Source organism: Paracoccus niistensis, assembly GCF_042432925.1.
Taxonomy (GTDB): domain Bacteria; phylum Pseudomonadota; class Alphaproteobacteria; order Rhodobacterales; family Rhodobacteraceae; genus Paracoccus; species Paracoccus niistensis.
The window spans coordinates 12,668-32,899 of record NZ_JBHLWE010000038.1; the positions used below are offsets into that span (position 1 = coordinate 12,668).

General features: G+C 68.9%; 18 protein-coding genes and 1 pseudogene. 15 read left to right on the forward strand and 4 right to left on the reverse strand.

Annotation, left to right across the window (positions count from 1 at the left end; all coding sequences use genetic code 11):
• The first annotated feature begins 163 nt into the window (after positions 1 to 163).
• Positions 164 to 952: a DUF4394 domain-containing protein gene (locus tag ACFFII_RS11575; RefSeq protein WP_377699037.1), complete on the forward strand. Its 789-nt coding sequence runs from the start codon at positions 164 to 166 to the stop codon at positions 950 to 952.
• A gap of 329 nt (positions 953 to 1,281) precedes the next feature.
• Here the strand turns inward: ACFFII_RS11575 and ACFFII_RS11580 are convergent, their stop codons facing one another.
• The 3 genes from ACFFII_RS11580 to ACFFII_RS11590 form a co-directional block, all read right to left on the reverse strand.
• Positions 1,282 to 2,676 carry a hypothetical protein gene (locus ACFFII_RS11580; protein WP_377699038.1) on the reverse strand — a complete coding sequence of 465 codons (1,395 nt, stop codon included), beginning with the start codon at positions 2,674 to 2,676 and terminating at the stop codon, positions 1,282 to 1,284.
• A 60-nt stretch (positions 2,677 to 2,736) separates the two neighbouring features.
• Complete coding sequence (locus tag ACFFII_RS11585; RefSeq protein WP_377699039.1) at positions 2,737 to 3,558, reverse strand: alpha/beta fold hydrolase; 822 nt, start codon at positions 3,556 to 3,558, stop codon at positions 2,737 to 2,739.
• 75 nt (positions 3,559 to 3,633) lie between these two features.
• Entirely contained in the window at positions 3,634 to 4,587 is a 954-nt protein-coding gene (locus tag ACFFII_RS11590; protein WP_377699040.1) for a homocysteine S-methyltransferase family protein, read from the reverse strand.
• A 161-nt stretch (positions 4,588 to 4,748) separates the two neighbouring features.
• On the opposite strand from ACFFII_RS11590, the gene ACFFII_RS11595 reads away from it, so the two are divergent.
• Positions 4,749 to 6,629 carry a hypothetical protein gene (locus ACFFII_RS11595; protein ID WP_377699041.1) on the forward strand — a complete coding sequence of 627 codons (1,881 nt, stop codon included), beginning with the start codon at positions 4,749 to 4,751 and terminating at the stop codon, positions 6,627 to 6,629.
• 254 nt (positions 6,630 to 6,883) lie between these two features.
• Here the strand turns inward: ACFFII_RS11595 and ACFFII_RS11600 are convergent.
• Positions 6,884 to 7,111 (reverse strand): annotated as a pseudogene (locus tag ACFFII_RS11600) (transposase); the annotation flags it as partial.
• Positions 7,112 to 7,603: 492 nt separating this feature from the next.
• On the opposite strand from ACFFII_RS11600, the gene ACFFII_RS11605 reads away from it, so the two are divergent.
• The 13 genes from ACFFII_RS11605 (at position 7,604) to ACFFII_RS11665 (ending at position 20,230) form a co-directional block, all read left to right on the forward strand.
• Positions 7,604 to 9,574, forward strand: a complete 1,971-nt coding sequence (locus tag ACFFII_RS11605; protein WP_377699042.1) for a phage tail sheath C-terminal domain-containing protein — start codon at positions 7,604 to 7,606, stop codon at positions 9,572 to 9,574.
• A 10-nt stretch (positions 9,575 to 9,584) separates the two neighbouring features.
• Positions 9,585 to 10,112 carry a phage tail protein gene (locus tag ACFFII_RS11610; protein WP_377699043.1) on the forward strand — a complete coding sequence of 176 codons (528 nt, stop codon included), beginning with the start codon at positions 9,585 to 9,587 and terminating at the stop codon, positions 10,110 to 10,112.
• Positions 10,109 to 10,819, forward strand: coding sequence for a hypothetical protein (locus ACFFII_RS11615; protein WP_377699044.1), 711 nt, complete (start codon positions 10,109 to 10,111; stop codon positions 10,817 to 10,819). The genes ACFFII_RS11610 and ACFFII_RS11615 overlap by 4 nt, the downstream gene beginning before the upstream one ends.
• Before the next feature lie 455 nt (positions 10,820 to 11,274).
• Complete coding sequence (locus ACFFII_RS11620; RefSeq protein WP_377699045.1) at positions 11,275 to 11,505, forward strand: hypothetical protein; 231 nt, start codon at positions 11,275 to 11,277, stop codon at positions 11,503 to 11,505.
• Entirely contained in the window at positions 11,502 to 12,827 is a 1,326-nt protein-coding gene (locus ACFFII_RS11625) for a Pvc16 family protein (protein ID WP_377699046.1), read from the forward strand. The genes ACFFII_RS11620 and ACFFII_RS11625 overlap by 4 nt, the downstream gene beginning before the upstream one ends.
• Positions 12,824 to 14,689, forward strand: coding sequence for an ATP-binding protein (locus ACFFII_RS11630; RefSeq protein ID WP_377699047.1), 1,866 nt, complete (start codon positions 12,824 to 12,826; stop codon positions 14,687 to 14,689). The genes ACFFII_RS11625 and ACFFII_RS11630 overlap by 4 nt, the downstream gene beginning before the upstream one ends.
• Positions 14,686 to 14,913 carry a hypothetical protein gene (locus tag ACFFII_RS11635; protein ID WP_377699048.1) on the forward strand — a complete coding sequence of 76 codons (228 nt, stop codon included), beginning with the start codon at positions 14,686 to 14,688 and terminating at the stop codon, positions 14,911 to 14,913. The genes ACFFII_RS11630 and ACFFII_RS11635 overlap by 4 nt, the downstream gene beginning before the upstream one ends.
• On the forward strand, positions 14,910 to 17,261 hold the full coding sequence (locus ACFFII_RS11640) for an eCIS core domain-containing protein (protein WP_377699049.1): 2,352 nt from the start codon (positions 14,910 to 14,912) through the stop codon (positions 17,259 to 17,261). The genes ACFFII_RS11635 and ACFFII_RS11640 overlap by 4 nt, the downstream gene beginning before the upstream one ends.
• Complete coding sequence (locus ACFFII_RS11645) at positions 17,258 to 17,902, forward strand: hypothetical protein (protein WP_377699050.1); 645 nt, start codon at positions 17,258 to 17,260, stop codon at positions 17,900 to 17,902. Before ACFFII_RS11640 ends, ACFFII_RS11645 begins: the two co-directional genes overlap by 4 nt.
• A complete protein-coding gene (locus ACFFII_RS11650; RefSeq protein ID WP_377699051.1) occupies positions 17,902 to 18,258 on the forward strand; it encodes a LysM domain-containing protein in 357 nt (118 codons plus the stop codon). The genes ACFFII_RS11645 and ACFFII_RS11650 overlap by 1 nt, the downstream gene beginning before the upstream one ends.
• Before the next feature lie 3 nt (positions 18,259 to 18,261).
• The gene (locus ACFFII_RS11655; RefSeq protein WP_377699052.1) at positions 18,262 to 19,389 is read left to right on the forward strand and encodes a hypothetical protein; all 1,128 of its coding nucleotides are present in this window, start codon (positions 18,262 to 18,264) and stop codon (positions 19,387 to 19,389) included.
• On the forward strand, positions 19,386 to 19,907 hold the full coding sequence (locus ACFFII_RS11660; RefSeq protein ID WP_377699053.1) for a phage baseplate assembly protein V: 522 nt from the start codon (positions 19,386 to 19,388) through the stop codon (positions 19,905 to 19,907). Before ACFFII_RS11655 ends, ACFFII_RS11660 begins: the two co-directional genes overlap by 4 nt.
• Positions 19,907 to 20,230: a hypothetical protein gene (locus ACFFII_RS11665; protein ID WP_377699054.1), complete on the forward strand. Its 324-nt coding sequence runs from the start codon at positions 19,907 to 19,909 to the stop codon at positions 20,228 to 20,230. The genes ACFFII_RS11660 and ACFFII_RS11665 overlap by 1 nt, the downstream gene beginning before the upstream one ends.
• The last annotated feature ends 2 nt before the right edge of the window (positions 20,231 to 20,232 follow it).

Below are 20,232 nucleotides of genomic sequence, written 5' to 3' on the forward strand. Positions count from 1 at the left end.
TGATCCAGCCGTCGGGTTCCCATGTCGCAATGACACGGGAAACCCGCCACCCGATGCGGCGTGAAGTTTTTTCCTGACGCCTGCATCCAAACCCGCAGGCCGCCGTGTCCTTGGGTGTGATGGGCGGCACGTCGCCGCCCGCGCACCCCGAAAGGATCGACCCATGTCCGCATTCCGCACCGCAGTTGTCGCGACCCTGACCCTTGGCGCCTCGACCGGCCTCGGCCTTGCCGCCCCGATGGTCGGTCTTGTCGATGGCAAGACCCTTGTGATGTTCGACAGCGAGACGCCGGCCGAGGTCTCGATGGTGCCGGTGACCGGTGCCGAGATGCTGCTGGGCATCGACCATCGCCCCGGCAACGACACCCTTGTCGGCGTCACCGGCGACAACAGGATCGTCACCATCGACCCCGCGACCGGCGCCGCGACCGAGCTTTCGACCATGAACACCCCCTTGCCCATGGCCGACATGCCGGTGATCGTCGATTTCAACCCGATGGCCGACCGGCTGCGGCTGATGACCGGCACCACCAACCACCGCGTCAACGTTGATACGGGCGAGGTGACGGTGGACGGCAGCCTGGCCTTCGAGGATGGGGACATGCACAAAGGCGAGGCGCCGATGATCGCCGCGGCGGCCTATACCAACAGCTTCGGCAAGCCCGAGGCCACAGCGATGTATGACATCGACACCACCATCGGGGCGCTGATCCGCCAGACCTCGCCCAATGACGGCACGCTGGCGGCGGTCGGCAAGCTGGGCACTGTCTTGGACGACACCACCCCGGCCTTCGACATCCAGACCAGCGCCGACGGCACCAACATGGCCTGGCTGGTCGCGGTCGGCACGATCCATGCCGTCGACCTGGAAACCGGCAAAGCCACCGAGACCGGAATGCTGGAGGGCATCGAGGGCGACCTGACCGATATCACAGCCATGCCCGCCATGTGATCGTCGCCGATGGGTCGACCGGAGCGGATCATACCGGTCGACCGAGACCAACAGGCGGTCGGCAGGACTGATGAACGCAAGATGGCTGCGCCGGTTGGTCGTGCAGGACGGCCCTTAGCTGCCGGTCATGGCTGACTCGATGCTGCATGGCAGCTTTCTCAAACCAGACATTCGCACGTGGTGCACTGCTTTCCACGTGATAGGCGCACGATTGTAGCCATCGTTGACGAGCAGATGGATCATTGCCGCGATCACCTCCTTTGGTTCGTCGCGCGCAGTAGGAACCCTCTCACCCCGCCAGGCTGATTCAGCCATCGGATCCGGCACCGTCACGCCCAGTTCCGGTCGTGCTCGCTGTGGGTGCGCAGATAGGCGCCGGGAGCGAAGTGCCGGTCGTAGAACTCGGTGTCGAGTTGGTGCGCCTGCAGATACATCAGCGCGAAGATCGGCGGCACGGTTGCCGGGAAGCGGCCAAAGGTCGCGTGGATATAGTCGGCCATCGTTGTCACGCATTCGACGAACCTCGCGTCCATCGCCGCCGCCGCCCCGCGCACCGTGGGAGTTTCCTTGTAGGGACCGGGCGTGGCTGGATTGAAGGGGCCTCCGGTGCCGAACTTGCGCGCAACCACCGCCTCGACCGCAGCAGCCATGTCGGGAAAATGCGGCGGGCAGTGGCCCTCGAACACCCCCGGCAAGCCGGTAACGATCGGAAGCGGCTTTCCCTCGATGGTGAAGGAGTGGAAGCCGAGGCCCGGCACCGCGGGATCGCCGCTGGCGCCCAGGACGCTGAAGGCGTTGAGCCCGTCATACATCCACCCGCCAAGGCCCAGCGCCTGCAGCATCAACGCGCCGGCATAGCACGAGGTCGCGATCTCGACGGTCGTTTCGGTCAGCGCGAACTGCTCGACGAAGCTTAACGGATAGGGCGTGTCCACGGCCACGAGGTCGGCGAACCGCTCCATCCCCGGGATCGGGCGGCCATTGATGTCGTCGTAGATGCAGGCGCCGTTCTGCACCAGATAGGCGAGCGTCAGCACCATGTGCTGGGCCACGTCGGCGACCGGGATCACCAGCGTGCTGCCGGGCACGTTCGCGCACCAGGTGTTGTGCATCTCCATATGCGCGGCCTCACGCGGAAGGTTCAGCCGCTGGTCCGACAGCTTGACGATACGTGCCCGGTGCGCCTCGACCCATGCCTTCAGGTCGGTTTCCGGCCCCTGCGTCACCGGATGCATGTCGCGTGTCGGCAGGAAGTAGGTGCCGTTGTCGTCGGTGAAGAAGATCTCGCTGGTGTGGAAGCCGGCCGAGGAGGGAAAGGTCCGGCCGCCCGCCGCGCCCTGGTAGTTCGGGATCTTCGGCGCATAGTTCCGGTTGAAGGCGAACAGGTTCAGCCAGCCGGTGTTGCCCGCGACCGAGGACAGCAGGATCATCTGTTCAAGGTCGGTCAGCGGCGCGGGGTCATGGCGCGAGGTGAAGGCCAGCGGCCCGTCCGGGATCGTGGCGCCCTTGGCGAAGCGGCGCGACCGGCGGCCGTGGATCGCCTCGATCAGCGGGAAGTTCACCGCTTCGATCAGGCCCCTCGGCAGGTCGGTGTATCCGTCCAGCAGGATGCGGCCCTTGGTGGTCAGCGTCTGGGCCCGGGCGGCGAGCCCAAGGCCGCCAAGGACGGTCCCGGCGCCAAGAAGCGCTCCTCCCATCATCCGGCGGCGGGTGGTGTCGAACATGTCTCTCTCCATTGCTTGTGGCATTGAGCGGCGCAGGGGCCGAAGCGGTGAGGAACCGTGTCAGGCTTCGAGAAAGCGGCGCACGGCGGCGGCATAGTCTTCGGGTGCGGTGGTCATCGCCTCATGCGCCTGTCCGGCCAGGGGTCCGAGCGTCGCGTCGGGCAGGGTCGCGGCAAGGGCGTCCGTGACCCAGAATTCGGGCGGGCTTTCGGTCCCGACCTGAAGCAGGACGGGCATCGGCAGGAAGGCATAGCGTTCGGGGTCGAAGTCGTGGCGCGCCAGGGCCCGCAGGTCGTGCAGCGACTGCGGCGCATCGGCGACCGCGGCGGCCCAGTCTTCGGTGCTGCGCAGCGGCTCGAGGATCTCGGGCGGGACGGCCAGAACCTCACCGAAGAAGGCTGCGGTGAACGCCTCCCAATCGCCGCAGGCCGCATGGGCTTCAAGCCGCGCAAGCGCCGGGGGATCGATGAGGTTGGGCCAGGGCCCTTCATAAAGGACGAGCTTGCGGACCATGTCCGGGACCAGGGCCGCGGCCCCCAGCGCGACATGCGCCCCGTAGGAATGCCCGAGAAGGAAGACCGGCGTGCCGATCTGCCGGATCAAGGCAGCGGCATCCTCCATCTCGTCCTCGATGCCGTATCCCGCCACTCCGGGCGTCGCGCCCCGCCCGCGGCGTGCGATTGCGTAGACCGTGAAGTGCCGCGCGAGATGCGGTTTCGCGTGGGTCCAGTTCGTCCGCTGGTCGCTGAAGCAGCCATGGACGAGAACCAGCGGCGGACCGCTGCCCCACCGCTCGAAATCAAGGGGGACCGCCGAGGGATTGCCGGGCGGCGGCATGGGGTCGGAAAGGGCCGTCGTCGGTTGCGGCAGGGTGGTCGGCATGGGTCGGATCTCCCCTTGAAGGTGGGCTGGCTTCCGATGAAGCTGGTCGGCGAGCCAGTGGACCAAGCCCTGCGCTCAGGCTGCCTCCGCAATGCAGGCTTCGGCCATCGCGGCGACATGGCGGTGGTCGGTCCCGCAGCAGCCGCCGAACACGCTGAGGTTCGGCAGCAGCCGCAACAGCCCGGCATAGTCCGCACCCAGCCCATGCGGGTCGCCCGCGTCGAGTTCGGTCGCCTCGTCCAGTTCGGCGTGGCTCTTGCGCGAGGCATTCGCACGGATGGCCCGGATGCGGTCCCGCCACGCGCCACCTGCCGCCAGCACGTCGCGGAAGTGGTCAGGGTGGGCGCAGTTGATCATGTAATAGGTCGGGGCGGCGCCCGAGCCGTCGATCTCCTGGATCGCTTCGCCCAGCGGCTGGCCGGTGGGAAGCCGGCCGTCGGTCTCGACGGTCAGGCCCATGGAGACCGGCACCGCCGCGGCCTTCGCCGCACGGGCGATCCCGATGGCCTCGCCCGCATGGGTCATCGTCATGACGGTGATCATGTCCACGCCCGCGCGGGCGAAGGTCTCGACCTGCTGGGCATGATAGTCCTGCGCCTCCTCGGGGGTCATCATCCTGTCGGGCGCATAGCCGTCACCGCGCGGGCCGATGTTGCCACTGACAACGACCGGGGTCGCGGGGCTCTCCCACCGGTCGCGAAGGGCGAACATCATCCGCACCGCTTCGCGGTTCAGCCGGGCGAGCGCCACGGCATCAAAGCCCAGCCTCTCGCCCCAGTCGCGGCTTGCGCGCCAGGTGGGCGTGTCGGCGATGAAGCCAATGCCGTGCGATACGGCGATCTCGGCATGGCGGTCGAAATAGCCGCGCAGCCGAGCCCTGCCATCGGCACTGGCCAGCAGGGCAAAAGAGGCGAACAGCGGCAGATCGATGCCGTCATGGAAGATCAGCGTGGTTTCCAGCCCGCTGTCGGTCAGCATCCGCCGGCCGGAAAGCTGCGGCAGGGCGTCGCGGTAACGTGGGGTGGTCATGGTCCTTTTTTCCTGTCTGGCGGCCGCGGCCATTCCGCTGCCTTGATCAAAGGGCGTAAGGTTGTCCCTCACGGGTGTGAGGGACTGCGCCTCACGGGCGGATTGACCTGCGGTTTTCAGAAGCGCACAGTTCACGTGTCCTCTTCGATCGGACCCTTCCGATGCGCAGGAGCGTGGTTCTGGTTGTCCTGCCCTTGCGGACCCCGGGCGGCTCGGGGGACGACGCGGCGATTGCGCAGGGACTGCTGGAAGACATCACCGGTGAACTGAGCCGCTTTCCCACCCTGCAGGTCCTGTCATGGAGCGCGGGCGTCGCTGTCGCGGAACTGACCGACGCCGAGATCCGCGACCGCCTGGGCGTGACCCATGTGCTGCGCGGCAGCCTGCGTCGCCAAGGACCCAGCTTCCGCATCAGCGGGCACCTGGTCGAATCCGCGGGCGGCAGCCAGATCTGGAGCGAGCGCTTCGACGTGCCGGCCGAGGCCCTGTTCGATCTGCAGGACGACGTGGTGGCGCGCATCGCCGCCGCGCTGAACGTCCGGATCGAGCAGGCCGCATTGGCCGAGGCGCGCCGCCGACCCTCCGACATGACCGCCTGGATGCTGACCCTTCACGGCTATCAACGGCTGCGCGAAGGCACCTTCGAAGCCGACGAAGCCGCACGCGCGCTGTTCCAGCGCGCCATCGAGCTGGATCCGCACTTTGCCCGGCCTCATGCCGGGATCGCGCTCAGCTGGCTCAACGAGTTCAGTTGCCAGTTCTGGGAATGCTTCGAGGAGACCGCAGGCCGCGCCTATGCCACCGCCCATGCCGCGCTTACGCTGGACGACCGTGACCCCTATCCCCACCAGATCCTTGGCAAGATCCTGCTGTTCCGGCGCGACTGGGAACACGCCTCGTGGTATTTCGACCGCGCGCTCGAGCTTTGCCCCAGCGACCCGGAACTGCTGATCGCGCAGTCGCTATATGACGCCTATCTCGGCCGGCCCGAGGTCGGCATTCTCAACGCCGCGCGCGCGATGCGGCTCAATCCCTATCACCCCGGCTATTATCCGGGCATCGCGGCCATGGTGCACCTGATGGCGGGCGACTTCGCCACCGCCGCCGAGCTGGCGTCGCGCGCCGAGGGGCCGAACTTCGTCGATACTGCCGCCTTCTGGGCTGTGACGCTGGCCCATCTCGGCCGATTTGACGAGGCGCGCGCGCATTTTGCCGAGTTCGAGAGGAGCTTCACCGAAAAGATCCTCTTCGGCCGTCTGCCGAAGCCGGACGAGCCGCTGCGCTGGTTCTTCGACATCAACCCCTTCCGCAGCGAGGCTCAGGTGGAACTCATGGTTGAAGGCTTCCGCCTGCTGAATGCACCCTTGCCGACGGGGCCGGCGCCGGCAGAAACCGCGACGATGTCGCGCTTCGTTCGGCTGGGCGAGGGCTGGCTTGTCGATTATGATGGCAGGCGCGCCCTGCTGCCCGACCTCAAGGGCCTGGGTGACATCTGCCGCCTGATCCAGAGCCCGGGGCAGGAGATTCATTGCCTCGACCTTGCCGAGCGGTTGCCGGCCGAGCATGGCGACGACGCGGTGCTGGACGATACCGCCCGCGCCGCGATCAAGGCCCGCCTGCGCGACCTGCAGGAAGAGATCGGTGAGGCCGAGGACATGAATGACGCTGGCCGCGCCGAGCGCCTGCGCGAAGAGTTCGAGACCCTGCTGTCGGCGCTGTCGCAGGCCCTGGGCCTTGGCGGGCGCAGCCGCCGGCTGGGCAGCCTTGCGGAACGGGCCCGCACCACCGTCACCTGGCGCATCCGCCACGCCACCCGCCGCATCGAGACCGCCCACCCGGAACTCGGCCGCCATTTCGCCCACAGCCTGCGCACTGGCACCTTCTGCAGCTACAGTCCCGAACGCGCAGTGGCCTGGCGCTTTGGGGCAGGAGAAGAGCGGCTGGCAGAGGTCGGGGCGGAGGCCCATGGCATCAGCGGACGCACAGCCGGCGCGGCCCGGACAGGGCTGGGCGTCCAGTCCGGCGCGCAAAACAACCGATAGGCCGCCGAACAGGCGCACAGATCTAACTGCGCAGGTTTCACCGTCACGCGCGCTAGCTGCGCCTGGGACGCCTGCGGTGCGTTGGCGGCGTCCGGGGCCGCCCCTACGGCCCGCCAGAAGGTCTTGCTCGCTGGCCGCGTCGGGTGACGTGATCCATGGGAATGCTGTCAGGTAGCATGTGTCGAGACCGAGTGTCGGCTATGGGCCGACCGCTGCGGGTCGCCCGTTGGTGGTGCTCAAAGGTAGATGCGCTCGGACAGGGTCCACCGCCGGAACTGGCGATAGACAGACGACCATTTGCCGAACTCCTCGGGCAGGTCGCGCCAGGGCGAGCCCGTTCGTGCGATCCAGAAAACCCCATCCAGAACAAGCCGATGGTTCGTGGGCTTGCGGCCGTTCGGAGCACGGACAGCCAGGATGAAGCGTTCAAAGAACGCCCACTCGTCGTCCGACATCAGGTCTCGTGCCACGCTGGTCTCCATTGCAGATACCAGCTTGAATCACGATCAGCGCGCTTGGTGAATCCCTTTTGTCAACAGATCCTAGCGGTCTGGCGCAGATGTATTTACGTGAAAATGGCCTTCGAAGCGTTGCGGATGTGGATCGCATTAGGGCTGCAGATTGGAAATCCACTGACCGGGAGCTTGATTGATCTTCGCATCGGCGGATCCTGCGACACAAATATTCCGGAAATTTCTGCTCCTGCTCCTGCAAGTTTACACAGCCAGCCAGAGGACACGAAAAACCAATCCGTCGCCGTCCTAAACTGACGAAATCGGGCTAAACGTGGTTGCCCCGCCGAGGGAACAACCTCCTGTTGCGCGAATCACGTCGCGGGAATAGCATAAACACTGGAACTGGAGCCCGCCGCCACTGTCCCTCGAGATGGCGCGACTGCACCATTCGTGCAGAGTTCATTTCTTTCGGCAGACCTACGGACCGGGAAATCGCAACTCTCCTGAGGCGAGGCCACCATGCCAGTCAATCCGACCTACCCTGGCGTCTATTTGCAGGAATTGCCCAGCGGCGCCCGCACGATTGCCGGGCTGCCGACCTCGGTCACCGCATTCGTGGGCCGCTTCGCCCGCGGGCCGCAGAACGTGCCGGTCCGCGTTTTCAACCAGGGCGATTTCGAGCGCAACTTCGGCGGGCTCGAGCGCGACCGCGAGACTACCTATGCGGTCGCGCAGTTCTTCCAGAACGGCGGCGGCGACGCCTTGATCGTTCGGGTCGCGCCGGGCGGCGGTGCCTCGGACGTGATCCTGCAGGACGACGCCAATGTGACCGCGCTGACCGCGACCGCCGGACAGCAGATCGGCGACGCTTCCGTCGAGAACCCGGGCCGATGGGGGGACAACCTCAGGATCGACGTCGATCATGCCGCGTCGGATCCGGCCACCGAGTTCAACCTTTCCGTCAGCGAGGTGCGGCGAGAGGCCGGCCGGTCTCTGGTGCTGCGAACGGAAACCTTCCGCAATCTCAGCATGACGACGACCGCGACCAACTATGCGGTGCCGGTCGTCAACGACGGCTCTACCATGATCCAGCTGACGCAAGGCGCCTCTGCGTCCCGGCCGGTGCCGACCGGGACGCAGGGATTCGGCGGGACCGATCCCGGCGCCGCGGCGGCGGGGGACAGCGAGATCGAGATGACCGTGACCACGGGCGCGGGCGCGGTCACCGAAACGCTTGCCATCCCGGCGGCGGACATGCCCGCGACGATGGGTCAGGTGCGGGCGCTGCTGGAAAGCCTGATCCGGGCAGCCCGGCCGACCGACATGATGTGGTCGCAAGCCTCGGTGCAATTGGCGGGGGGCGCCCTGCGGGTGCTTCTCGGGCGCACCGGTGCCGACTACGACCCCGAGGCTGTGGTCTCCTTTGCCGACACCACCGGCGATCTTGGCGCCAACATCGGCCTGGTCGGCGGCGGAGTGACCGAGAACATGCAGCAGTATGTCGTGGGCAGCGGCAGCGCGGCCACCGCGTTCCGCGGCGCGGCCACCCCCGGCGTCGACGATACCGGCGCCACGGCGCTTGCGCTTGCCGGCAGCCGCGCGGCGCGCAGCGGCATCTTCGCGCTGGAAGCGGCGGACGTGTTCAACATCCTCTGCATTCCCGAGGCCTCGCGCCTGGACGGGCCGGGGGCGATCACCAACCTGACCCAGGTGATGGCCGCCGCCGAACCCTATTGCGAAGAGCGCTTCGCCTTCCTGCTGATCGACCCGCCGCCCGACGTCGACACCATCGACGACGCGCTGGGCTGGATCGGTGACCTGGCGGCGGCGGGACTGAGGCACCGCAACGCCGCGGTCTACTTTCCGCGGCTGCGCATCGCCGATCCGCTGGACGGCAACCGGCTGCGCAGCGTCGGGCCGTCGGGCGCGGTGGCCGGGATCTATGCCCGCACCGACGGCGCCTTCGGCGTGTTCCGGGCGCCTGCCGGTATCGTCGCCAGCATCCGCGGGGTGGGCGACCTCGACTATCGGCTGACCGATCCCGAAAACGGGCTCATCAACCCCGAAGGGCTGAACGCGATCCGGGTCTTCGACAATATCGGCACGGTGGTCTGGGGCGCGCGCACGCTGGAGGGGGCGAACATCCTGTCGCCCGACTGGCGCTATATCCCCGTCCGCCGGACCGCGCTGAACATCGAGGCCTCGCTGCTGCGCGGCCTGCAGTTCGCGGTGTTCGAACCGAATGACGAGCGGCTGTGGGCGCAGATCCGGCTGGCGGCGACATCCTTCATGTCGCGCCTGTTCCGGCAGGGCGCCTTCCAGGGCGCAAGCCCGCGCGATGCCTTCTTCGTCAAGTGCGACGCCGAGACGAACCCGCAAGCCGACATCGATCTGGGCATCGTCAACGTGCTGGTCGGCTTCGCCCCGCTGAAACCGGCCGAGTTCGTGATCCTGAGCCTGCAGCTGATGAACCTGCAGGCCGAGACCTGAGGAGAGGGCCATGCCCCGTTTCACCGTCAACGCGCAGAGGTTCGATCCCTACAAGGACTTCCGCTTTCAGGTCGTCATCGACGGCGAAACCGTCGCCGGCCTCAGCAAGGTCACCGCGCTGACCCGCACCACCTCGGTGATCGAGTTCCGCGAAGGCGGCGACCCCGCGACCCCGCGCAAGATGCCGGGGCAGACCACCTTCGCCCCGATCACGCTGGAACGCGGCGTGACCCATGACACGGCCTTCCTGCGCTGGGCCAACAAGGTCTGGAACTTCGGCGCGGGTCCGGGGGCGGAATCGTCGCTGGCCGATTTCCGAAAGGACATCATCCTGAACTTCTTCAACGAGGCCGGGCAGCTGGCGCTGGCCTACAAGATCTATCGCGCCTGGGTCAGCGAGTTCCGGGCGCTGCCTGACCTGTCGGCGTCGTCCTCGGCAACCGCCATCCAGTCGATCAAGATCGAGAACGAGGGCTGGGAAGTGGACGAGGACGTGCCCGAGCCGCGCGAGCCTTCGTTCGAGGAGCCGGCGGCATGACCCCACTCGCCGAAAGCGCGCTGCTGGAGGTCTGGGACCGCGTCGGGAGCGCGCCGCTGCCGCTGAAGCCGGCAGTGCTGCTCGACGCCCTGCGCGCGGGCATGGGCGAGGCGGGCGATCCTGCGGACAGCCTGCCGGTGGGCCGCCGCGACCAGGCCCTGATCGGGCTGCGACGGCGGCTTTTCGGCAGCCGGATGCGCTGCACCGCTAACTGCCCCAGATGCGCCGCGCGGGTCGAACTGGACCTGGACCTGGACCGCATGCAATCCGACGGCCCGCCGGCCGAACTGGCCATGGTCCGCATGAAAGGCGGCACGTGGCGGCTGCGGTCGCCGACCACGCGCGACATCGCGCGGGTGCTGGCCGGGCCTGCCTCGGGACGCGTCGAGGCGCTGGTGCGCAGATGCGCGCTCGACCCCTTGCCCGATCCGCTGCCGCCCGCGCTGGTCGAGGCCGCGTCAGTGGCGCTGCACGAGGCCGATCCCGACGCGGAAATCGTCCTGACGCTGGCCTGCCCGGACTGCGGAACGGCTTGGGACGCCCCTTTCGACATCGCCGCCTGCCTGTGGGGTGACATTCTCCTCGCCGCGCGGCGGCTGCTGCGCGAGGTGCATCATCTGGCAACCGCCTATGGGTGGAGCGAGGCCGAGATCCTTGCGGTTCCGCCCCGCCGTCGAAGGGAATACCTGCTGATCGGGGGGCTGTGATGTTTCTCGAACGCCTTCTGGACCGCGCCCTTGCCCCGCCCGCCATCGAGAACGCCCCGTCGGCTGCCGCCGAACTGGACCATCCGGCATGGGGGCAGGTGACGCCCGAGCCCGTGGACGAGTCCGCGGAGGTCGAGGAGGAACCGGCCGAACGGCCCACTCAGCCTTCGCGGCCAAGGGCCGTCCGGCAAACTCGTGCCGCAGCGCCGGACCCTCCCGCCCGGCCGACAGAGCCCGCGGATTTCCTTCCTGAAACCGCAGCGCCCCGGCCGCCACCTGCCGCTGCCCGACACGAACCGCAACCTTCCGGTGACTTCCCGGCGGCGGTGCGGCCCGAGTCTCGACGCGCCTTCCGCGCCGCGAACCCCGTTACCACCGGGCCCGGGCCCTCCGTCCCGCCCTTGGCACAGCAGCAGACCGGGCCGGCGCCGACGCCATCCTTCCTCCCCCCGCCCTTGATCCATGCGACCCCCGCTTCTCCCCGCGCAGTGCCCGTCCCGGCGGCGCAGGTCCAGGAGGCCGAAACCGTCGAAATCCATCTCGAGATCGGCCGCATCGACCTGGTGGGCGCGCTGCCGGCGGGTCCGGCGCCGCGACCGGGGCCTTCATCCTCGCCTGCAGCCCGTCCCGGCCCGCTGCTCTCCCTCGGCGACTATCTCGCCGCGCGCCGGGGAGAGCGGGGATGACCAGCGCGCTGGCCCTCGCCGGGGTCACCCGGGTGCTGCAGGACCTGCTGAACGAGGGCGTGGTCGATCATGATGTGGCGGCTGCCGTCGGTGCCGCCATCAACGTGCGCGCGCTGCCGCCCGACCGGCTGCAGACGGTGGTGACAGATGCCACGCCGACGCTGAACGTCTTTCTCTACAACGTCACGCCCAACACCGGCTGGCGCAATCATGAACTGCCGGTGCGCAACCCGCGCGGCGAGGTGGTCCGGCCGCCGCTCTTGGCGCTGGACCTGCATTATCTGGTGACCGCCTTCGGCTATGACGACCTGCAGGCCGAGATCCTGCTGGGCTTCGCCATGCGCACCCTGCACGAGAACCCGATCCTGACCCGGGCCCAGATTACCCGCGCCCTCAGTCCGGCGCCGCCCGTTTCGGGCGGGCTTCCCCCGGCGCTCGAGGCGCTCGACGGATCGGGCCTTGCCGAGCAGGTCGAGCAGGTGAAGATCATCGAGGATTACCTGACCACCGAGGAGGTGTCCCGGATCTGGACGGCGATGCAGACGCAATACCGCCCGACGACGGCCTATCTCGTCTCGGTAGTCCTGATCGAAAGCGAGCTGCCCGCCCGGATCGCCCGCCCCGTCCTCCGGATCGGCCGGGACAATCGGGGCGCGTCGGTGTTTCCCGCCATGCTGCCGCCCCTGCCGGCGATCACGCGGCTGATCACGCCGGAACGGCAGCCGAGCGTGCGGCTGGGCGACAGCTTCGTCGTCGAAGGACGCAACCTGATGGGAACGCTTGTCGAGGCGCGGATCGTCCATGCGCGCCTGGCCGAGCCGCTGACGCTTTCCCCCGATCCCGGCAACAGCGCGCGGGTGGCGAGCTTCACCATCCCCGACACGCCCGCGAGCCGCGCGTCCTGGGCGGCAGGTCCGGCGCTGCTGACCCTGCGGGTGCAGCGCCCCGGCGAGCCCGAGCGCGACAGCAACGCTTGGCCCCTGATGATCGCCCCCGCGCCCGATCTGGCCGGGGCGACGGTGACCCATGCCGCCGGCGCGGTCTCGGTGGACCTGACGGTCCGGCCAGAACCGCGCGAAGGGCAGGAGATCCTGCTGACCGTCGGCAGCCAGACCGCGATGGCTGACCCGCTGGGCGCAAGCCAGGCCGCAGCCGCCCATTTCGAATTTGCCGACATGGCTGCGGGAAGCTATCTCGCCTGGCTGAGGGTGGACGGCGTGGACAGCTGGTTCACCCTGCGCGACCTGCCCCCTGTCGGGCCGGACTTCCTGCCGCGCCCGCCCGAATTCGACCCGGCGGCAAGCGTCACGGTGCCGGCATGACCGAGCAATCCGTCATCCGCAGCGATCATGGCGCCCTGCTGCGGGCGATGTGCGCCGAGTTGCGCGCCCGGCTCGACGCGGCCGGTCCCCGCCCCGCCGTGCCGCAGACCGATGCTCCGCCGGTCACGGGGGCCAGCGGACTGCCGCCGCTGGTCGCCGCCGTGGCTCAGGGCTTCGGGCTCAGCATCTTCGAGGCCGAGTTGATGGCTCTGGCGCTTGCCGCCGAGATCGATCCGGGCGTCAGCGACGCCCTGCGGGCCCGCCAGCCGGGCGGCGATCCGCGCCCCAGCTTCGGTCTGGGCTTTGCCGTCCTGACCGCCCCGCACTGGAGTGCCCTGTCCCCCGAGCGGCCGCTGTTGCGCTGGAGGCTCCTTCACGCCGATGCGGCGCCCCTTATCGCCGATGCGCCGTTGTCGCTGGACCCGCGGATGCTTCACGCGCTGATGGGCGCGGGCAGCGCCGACAGCGCGCTCGAGGCATGGGGCGAGCGCGCAGGCGAGCCGGTGCCGCTTGCGCCTGCGCAGCAAATGGCCGCGGACGTGCTGGCACAGGCACTCGATGCCGGCCCGGCACAGCTGATCGGCGGCTGCGCCGAGGACCGCGACGCCGTCGCCCGCTGCGCGGCCGCGCGATCCGGCCGGTCAGTCTGGCGCTTCGGCCCGAACGTGCCGCAGGAACCTGCGCCGCGGCTGCGGCTCGCACGCCTGATCGAGCGCGAGGCGGTGCTGACGGGAATGCTGCCGCTGCTCGATCACGCATATCCCGGAATCGGCCCGCTGGCATCAGCGCTCGAGTCGGCCTTCGTCCTGTCGGCGGACGAGCCGGACCACCGCCCCGGGCGGCCCGCGAGGGTGGTTGAATGTCCGGCGATCGACTTCGCCGGCCGCCGCGCCCTGTGGCGCAGGGCCGCGCCGGACATCGCGGAGGGCGAGATCGACCGGCTCGCGGCCGAGTTCCCTCTGGGGGCGCAGGCCCTGGCCCAGATCGGTGCCGGGGGCGGTGACGCCGCTGCGATCCGGCAGGCGGCGCGGCTGCGGACCCGCACGGCCTGCGACGGCCTTGCGCGGCGGCGGAGCCCGCGCCTCTGCCGCGAGGACATCGCCCTGCGCCCGGCGCAGCGCGCCGCCTTGGACGACATCGCCGCCCGCATCCGGCACAGGGCCCGGGTACTCGAACACTGGGGCTTCGGCGCGTCGGCGCGGGGGACCGGGGTCACCGCACTGTTCTCGGGGCCTTCGGGCACCGGCAAGACGCTGGCGGCCGAGGTGCTGGCGAGCGAGCTGGAACTGGACCTGCTGCATGTCGATCTCAGCCAGGTTCTCAGCAAGTGGCTCGGCGAGACCGAGAAGAACCTAGACCGTATCTTCGCACTGGCCGAGCGGGGCGGGGCGATGCTGCTGTTCGACGAGGCGGATGCGCTTTTCGCCAAGCGGGTGGACGTCAAGGACGGGCGCGACCGCTATGCCAACATGGAAGTCAGCTACCTTCTGCAGCGGATGGAGGCCTTCCCGGGGCTGGCGGTGATGACGACCAACCTGTCCGGCGCCATCGACGACGCCTTCCTGCGGCGGATCTCGGTGGTCGTGCATTTCCCCTTTCCCGACGCCGCCGCGCGTCGCGAGATCTGGAAGCGGGTCATGCCGGCGGCGGCCCCGGTGGGCGCGCTGGACCATGCCCGGCTGGCGCAACTGGCCGCAACCGGGGGCGACATCCGCAACATCGCGCTGGGGGCGGGCTATCGTGCCGCGGCCCGCGGGGCCGCCGAGATCGGCATGGGTGACATCATTGCCACGGCCGAGGGCGAGCTTGCCAAGCTCAACCGCGTGCCCGGCACCCTGCGCCGGCGAGAGGACGAGACATGAGACGCCGGGTCCTTCACGTCCGCCTCGACGCGCTTCGCCTTCCCGCAGGGGCTGCGGCACCCGCCGAGACGAAGGCAAAGCTGACCGCCGCGCTTGCGGCGGCGCTGGCGGCGAAGGCGCGGGGGTCTGCGGCCAAGGGGCCGACCTCGACCGGGCCCGAGCTGCACCGCGCCGCCGAAATCATCGCCGCCCGGATCGGGCCGGTTCACGGGAGGCCGCAATGACCGGCGTCCCCACCCCCGCATTGAAGCCCGCTGAAACGGACGTCCGCATCGGCAGCGTGGCCGACCGCGCCGAGACCGAGGCCGACCGCAAGGCGGAAGCCGCGACCGACCGGCTGGGCCTCGGCTATCTGCGGGCAGATGGCGCCGGTGACACGGCCGGCGGCCGCCCCGCGCCGCCGGCCGCCCTGGCCGCCGCCGAGGGTGGGGGCGAACGCCTGCCGCCCGCCCCGCGCAGCCGGATGGAGGCGGGTTTCGGCCGCGATTTCTCGCATGTGCGCATCCATGACGGCCCTGCGGCGGCCGCCGGTGCGCGGGCCGTCGGCGCCGATGCCTTTGCGCTGGGCCGGGACATCGTCTTCGCCGATGGCGCCTGGCGGCCCGAGACCGCCCCGGGCCTTGCGCTGCTGTCCCACGAGCTGGCGCACACGCTTTCACCCGATCCCGAGCCGGTGATCCGCCGCGACGTGGGCTTCCTTGAGGCGGTGGCGCGGTTCTTCGGGGGCGGAAGCTTCTCGGAAGGCGAACTGCTGGAATATCTCGACCGTCTGCGCGGAGACAACCCGACAGGGCAGCCCGGCAAGGACAGCGGCAAGATCGAGGGCAACAACGACAGCGACAACAAGGCCCGCGCCGTGGTCGAGAAGGGCCTCTACAAGGCCGAGCCGGTGCGCGTGCGCGCGCTGCTGATCCAGGAGATGCTCGACGGCTGGGTCAGCGGCGACGACCAGGAAATGTCGATCCGCATCCTCGAAGAGGCCAGCACCGGAGATGCGCTGGAGATCATGGAGGCCGTCGGACCCGACCGGCTGAGGAAAGAGATGGAGGGCAGCCGCTTCAAGCGGCTGATGGACATCTTTACCAAGGTCTACAAGACTGACCCACCGCCGCCGGTGGAACTGGACTGGCAGGTCAACCTTACCGTGTCGGGCGCCGCGGATGAAACGGATGGCCCGCAGGGCGTGCTGATCCGCGACCTCGGGTTCAAGCCGACCGGAGGGGCGATGACCAGCCTTGCGACGAACACCAGCATCGTGAAGGACAGCACCACCATTGCCTCGGACGTGCCCCATCCCCGCGACAAGGGCGGCGAGGTCGCGATCGACGGCGCACCCGGAATCATCGAGGGCGACACCGTTACGCCGGGGTCCGAGGGGCCGCAGCAGGCCAAGACCTCCTATCCGGCGATCAGCCACGAGTTCGACACCGTCGAGGTGATGGTGGACCTGCACTATGTCCGGATCGAGACCGGGACCGATCGCAAGGAACACACGACGACAACGGGCGCCGAGACCGGCACCGACAAGTCCAGCACCACGGGCAGTTCCACCCTGGACCGCACCGGCACGAACACCACGACCGGCAAGGACAAGTCCGTCTCGGTCACCAAGGGCACATCCGAGGGGGTCGAGGCCGGACGGTCGGTCGAGGTCCAGCAGGGCGGCGCGGTGCGGACCGGCAAGGACCGGACGGAGGTGGATCTCAAGCACAAGGGCTCGTCGAAAAGCGACGTCGATCTGAAGGAGAAGGTGGACCAGACGTCGAAGACGACCGGCACCAACACCACCACCGGCAACATCACCATCGACCTGAACGACGTCGAGTTCGAGGCGGACGTCAAATCCGGCATCAAGGGCAAGGCTGACCTGTCCAAGGGCGAGCCTTCGATCACGCGGCGGCTGTTCGACCTGGCCGAGCCGGTCCGCAAGAAGATCATCGAGAAGGTGGTCCGGCGCTATCTCGGCCCCGCCGCGGGTCCGGCCAGCGAGGGCATCGACTGGATCCTCGACAAGCTGATCGCGCAACCGCCGGACTGGACGGTGACGATCGACGCCACCGGCAAGGGGCGCGTCACGGGCTCGCTGTCGGGCGAGGTCACCGGCAAGTGGCGCGAGGTGCAGGAGATCAACCAGAAGACCCGGACGACCGGCACCAACACGACCAAGGGCACCGTCAAGACCGAAGGCTCGGGCACCACGAAGGGTACCGGGACCACCGAGCGGACCGAGGTCGAACGCAGCGGAAGCGTGACGCAGGGCGCGTCCGAAAAGGCGACCGTCGGACGCAAGACCGATGTCACCGCAGGCGAAACCGACGTCAGCCGCACGGAGCAGATCAACGAGCACGAGACCGGCTCGTCGAAGTCCGACACCACGACCAACATCGACCGCAGGAACAGGTCGGAGTCGGACATGGAGGGCAGCGACCGGAACAGGTACGGGGCGGCCTTCGACCGGCTGGACCTGCGCGTGAAGCTGACCGGCGAGAAGGGCCGCTATCACGTCATGTCCGAGGCAGGGCAGCGCGGCGGCGGCGGGCCGGTCAACCAGCAGAAAGGAACCCAGCCATGACGCTGTCCAGCGCACCGCGACTGGCCAAGGCGGCGCTTGCCTCGGTCGATCCCGACTCGGGTAGGGTGACGCGGGTGATCCCGTTCCAGTTCAACCCCGAGCGCCTTTCGCGCCGGCTGGTCGCGCGCGACATCGACCCCGAGGGCGATCCCGCGCAACTGGTGCGCCTGTCCGGCCCCGCGCGCGAGACGATCAGCTTCGAGGCGATCATGGACGCCACCGACGCGCTGGATGCGAATGCGGGGGCCGAGCTGGAAACCGGGCTTTCGACCCGGCTGGCGGCGCTGGAGCTTCTGATCTCGCCCTCGCGCCACGCGGTGCTGGAGGCCGACGCGCTGGCGGACCGAGGCGCGCTGGAACTTCTGCCCGCGCCCCCCGCGCTGACGCTGCTGATCTGGAACGCTTCGCGCGTGCAGGTCGTGCGGCTGAAGGATCTGGCGATCGAGGAGGACCTGTTCGACCAGAACCTCAACCCGATCCGGGCCCGGCTGACCGTCAGCGTCGAGGTGATGACCAGCGACGACCTCGGCGTCGGCACCAAGGGCGGCGGCGTTTTCCTTGCCTCGCTGGCAGGGCAGGAGCGTCTGCGCGAGGGCTTCCGGGCCGACCTCGGCCGCACCACCCGGATCGGAGCGATATGATGGCCAGCCGCCAGGACGCCCTTGCCGCCCTTGTCGCCGCGCCGCCGCAGGAACAGACGCGCTATCCGGCGAACTCGCGCTATTTCGGCCTGCCCGCGCGGGTGCGGCGCCTGCCTGACGGGCGCGAGGCGACCTGGCTGGTGCCGCGGGTGCTGCCCGACCCGGCGCAAATGACCGACCTTGCCGTCCACACCGTGGCGCCACTGGACCGCACCGACGTGCTGGCCGCGCGCTATTTCGGCGATCCGCTGGCCTCGTGGCGCATCGCCGACGCGAACGGCCGTGGCCTGCCCGAGGAACTGACGCGGAACCCCGGTACGCGACTGCGCATCGCCGTCCCGGACGGGATGGGGTAGGCGATGCTGAACGCGGTCACCCTCGAGCTGTGGATCGGACCGGGGATACCGCTGCAGGCCTCGCGCGAGGTCATCGAGGCCGTGCAGCAGGTGACGGTCATCAACTCGGCCGAGGGACCGGACGCGTTCAACATCACCTTCGAGTTGTCGAACCAGTCGCCGCTGAACGCGCTCTTCCTGATCTCGGGCGGGGCCGCGCTGCCGCTGGTGCGCACCGTGATCGCGGTGCGGGTCAACGGGACGCGCGACGTGTTGATCGACGGCGTGGTGACGCATCAGCAGGTCCGCCCCTCGAAGACGCCGGGCAAGTCGCTTCTGACCATCACCGGCGAGGACCTCACCCGGGTGATGGATTACATCGACTTCTCGTTCATTCCCTATCCTGCGATGCCCGACTTCGCGCGCGTCGCGCTGATCCTGGCCAAATACGCGATCCTCGGCATCCTTCCCAACGTCGTGCCCAGCCCGCTGATCGACGTGCCGATCCCGACAAGCCGGATCCCGGTGCATCAGGGCAAGGACCTGGGATACATCCGCAAGCTGGCCGACAAGGTGGGCTATGTCTTCTACCTGGACACCACGCCCGAGGTCGGGGTGACCCGAGCCTACTGGGGTCCGAAGATCCGGGTGGGGGCCGACCAGCCGGCGCTGTCGCTGGATTTCCGCGGCCGGCGCAACGTCAAGGATCTGAACTTCGAATACAATGCCGAAAAGGCGACGCTGCCGATCGTGCTGATCCACAATCAGGAAACAAAGGTCACCATCCCGATCCCGGTCCCGGACCTGACGTCGCTTCTGCAGCCGCTGGCGCTGATCCCGGCGCTTCCGAAGAACATCGAGCCCTTGCCCGAGACCGCGAAATACAACCCCGTCCAGGCGGCGCTGATCGGTCTGGCCGTCGCCGCCCGGAAGTCCGAGGCGGCCAAGGCGCGCGGCTCGCTTGACGTGCGCACCTATGGTCGGCTGCTGAAGGCCCGCCGCCCGGTGGGCGTGCGCGGCGCGGGCACGGCGTTCAACGGGCGCTGGTACGTCGAACAGGTCACCTCGGTGATGCAGCGGGGGGGCTTCACCCAGGACTTCGTCCTCAGCCGGGACGGAGTGGTTTCAGCGGTCGAGAGGGTGGTGGCATGAGCAGCGACAGGCCATTTCTGGGCAAGTTCCGGGGCACCGTGATCAACAACATCGATCCGATGCTGATCGGCCGCCTGCTGGTCCAGGTTCCCGACGTGCACGGGCCGGGCATCTCGTCCTGGGCGATGCCCTGCGTGCCGGTGGCGGGGATCAACAACGGCTTCATGGCGGTTCCGATCCCCGGTTCCGGGGTCTGGGTCGAATTCGAGCAGGGCAACCCGGATTATCCGATCTGGGTCGGGTGCTTCTGGGGCTCGGCCGCCGAAACGCCTGTCCTGGCCAAGACCGCCCCGGCGCCGACCCCGGCGATCACGATGCAGACGCCGCTGAAGAACGGGCTGGTGATCTCGGACGGGCTGGGACCGCTGGGCGTGGGCGGGATCGTGATCCAGAGCGCGACCGGCGCGACGCTGGCCGTCAACGACACCGGCATCTTTATCAACAACGGAAAGGGCGCGCAGATCTCGATGGTGGGGCCCACCGTCGACATCAACCTCGGCGCGCTGACGGTGACATGATGCCGGGGCCAGTCCTTCATCTGGGCGCGACGGTGATGTGCGCCCATGCCGGGCAGGCGACGCCCACGGTCACCAGCCCGCGGGTCCTGGTCTCGGGCCAGCCGGTCGCGGTCGTGACCGGCCCGTGGACGGTGGCGGGCTGCGCCCTGCCGCCGCCGCCCGCCGCGAACGGTCCCTGCGTCACCGCCCAGTTCGTCACCTCGGCGCTGCGCGTCCTTTCGCTGGGGCAGCCGGTCCTTCTGATGGACAGCCAGGCGATCTGCGCCCCCACCGGGACGCCGCTGATCCCTGCTGTCGTCCAGCCCCGCGTGATCGGAACCTGAGC

Bases quoted from the DNA above. Each gene is read 5' to 3' on its own strand.
- ACFFII_RS11590 (WP_377699040.1), bottom strand. From the start codon at position 4,587: ATGACCACCCCACGTTACCGCGACGCCCTGCCGCAGCTTTCCGGCCGG.
- ACFFII_RS11665 (WP_377699054.1), top strand. From the start codon at position 19,907: ATGCCGGGGCCAGTCCTTCATCTGGGCGCGACGGTGATGTGCGCCCAT.
- ACFFII_RS11575 (WP_377699037.1), top strand. From the start codon at position 164: ATGTCCGCATTCCGCACCGCAGTTGTCGCGACCCTGACCCTTGGCGCC.
- ACFFII_RS11635 (WP_377699048.1), top strand. From the start codon at position 14,686: ATGAGACGCCGGGTCCTTCACGTCCGCCTCGACGCGCTTCGCCTTCCC.
- ACFFII_RS11610 (WP_377699043.1), top strand. From the start codon at position 9,585: ATGCCCCGTTTCACCGTCAACGCGCAGAGGTTCGATCCCTACAAGGAC.
- ACFFII_RS11630 (WP_377699047.1), top strand. From the start codon at position 12,824: ATGACCGAGCAATCCGTCATCCGCAGCGATCATGGCGCCCTGCTGCGG.
- ACFFII_RS11580 (WP_377699038.1), bottom strand. From the start codon at position 2,676: ATGTTCGACACCACCCGCCGCCGGATGATGGGAGGAGCGCTTCTTGGC.
- ACFFII_RS11625 (WP_377699046.1), top strand. From the start codon at position 11,502: ATGACCAGCGCGCTGGCCCTCGCCGGGGTCACCCGGGTGCTGCAGGAC.
- ACFFII_RS11650 (WP_377699051.1), top strand. From the start codon at position 17,902: ATGGCCAGCCGCCAGGACGCCCTTGCCGCCCTTGTCGCCGCGCCGCCG.
- ACFFII_RS11640 (WP_377699049.1), top strand. From the start codon at position 14,910: ATGACCGGCGTCCCCACCCCCGCATTGAAGCCCGCTGAAACGGACGTC.
- ACFFII_RS11660 (WP_377699053.1), top strand. From the start codon at position 19,386: ATGAGCAGCGACAGGCCATTTCTGGGCAAGTTCCGGGGCACCGTGATC.
- ACFFII_RS11605 (WP_377699042.1), top strand. From the start codon at position 7,604: ATGCCAGTCAATCCGACCTACCCTGGCGTCTATTTGCAGGAATTGCCC.
- ACFFII_RS11645 (WP_377699050.1), top strand. From the start codon at position 17,258: ATGACGCTGTCCAGCGCACCGCGACTGGCCAAGGCGGCGCTTGCCTCG.
- ACFFII_RS11585 (WP_377699039.1), bottom strand. From the start codon at position 3,558: ATGCCGACCACCCTGCCGCAACCGACGACGGCCCTTTCCGACCCCATG.
- ACFFII_RS11595 (WP_377699041.1), top strand. From the start codon at position 4,749: ATGCGCAGGAGCGTGGTTCTGGTTGTCCTGCCCTTGCGGACCCCGGGC.
- ACFFII_RS11655 (WP_377699052.1), top strand. From the start codon at position 18,262: ATGCTGAACGCGGTCACCCTCGAGCTGTGGATCGGACCGGGGATACCG.
- ACFFII_RS11615 (WP_377699044.1), top strand. From the start codon at position 10,109: ATGACCCCACTCGCCGAAAGCGCGCTGCTGGAGGTCTGGGACCGCGTC.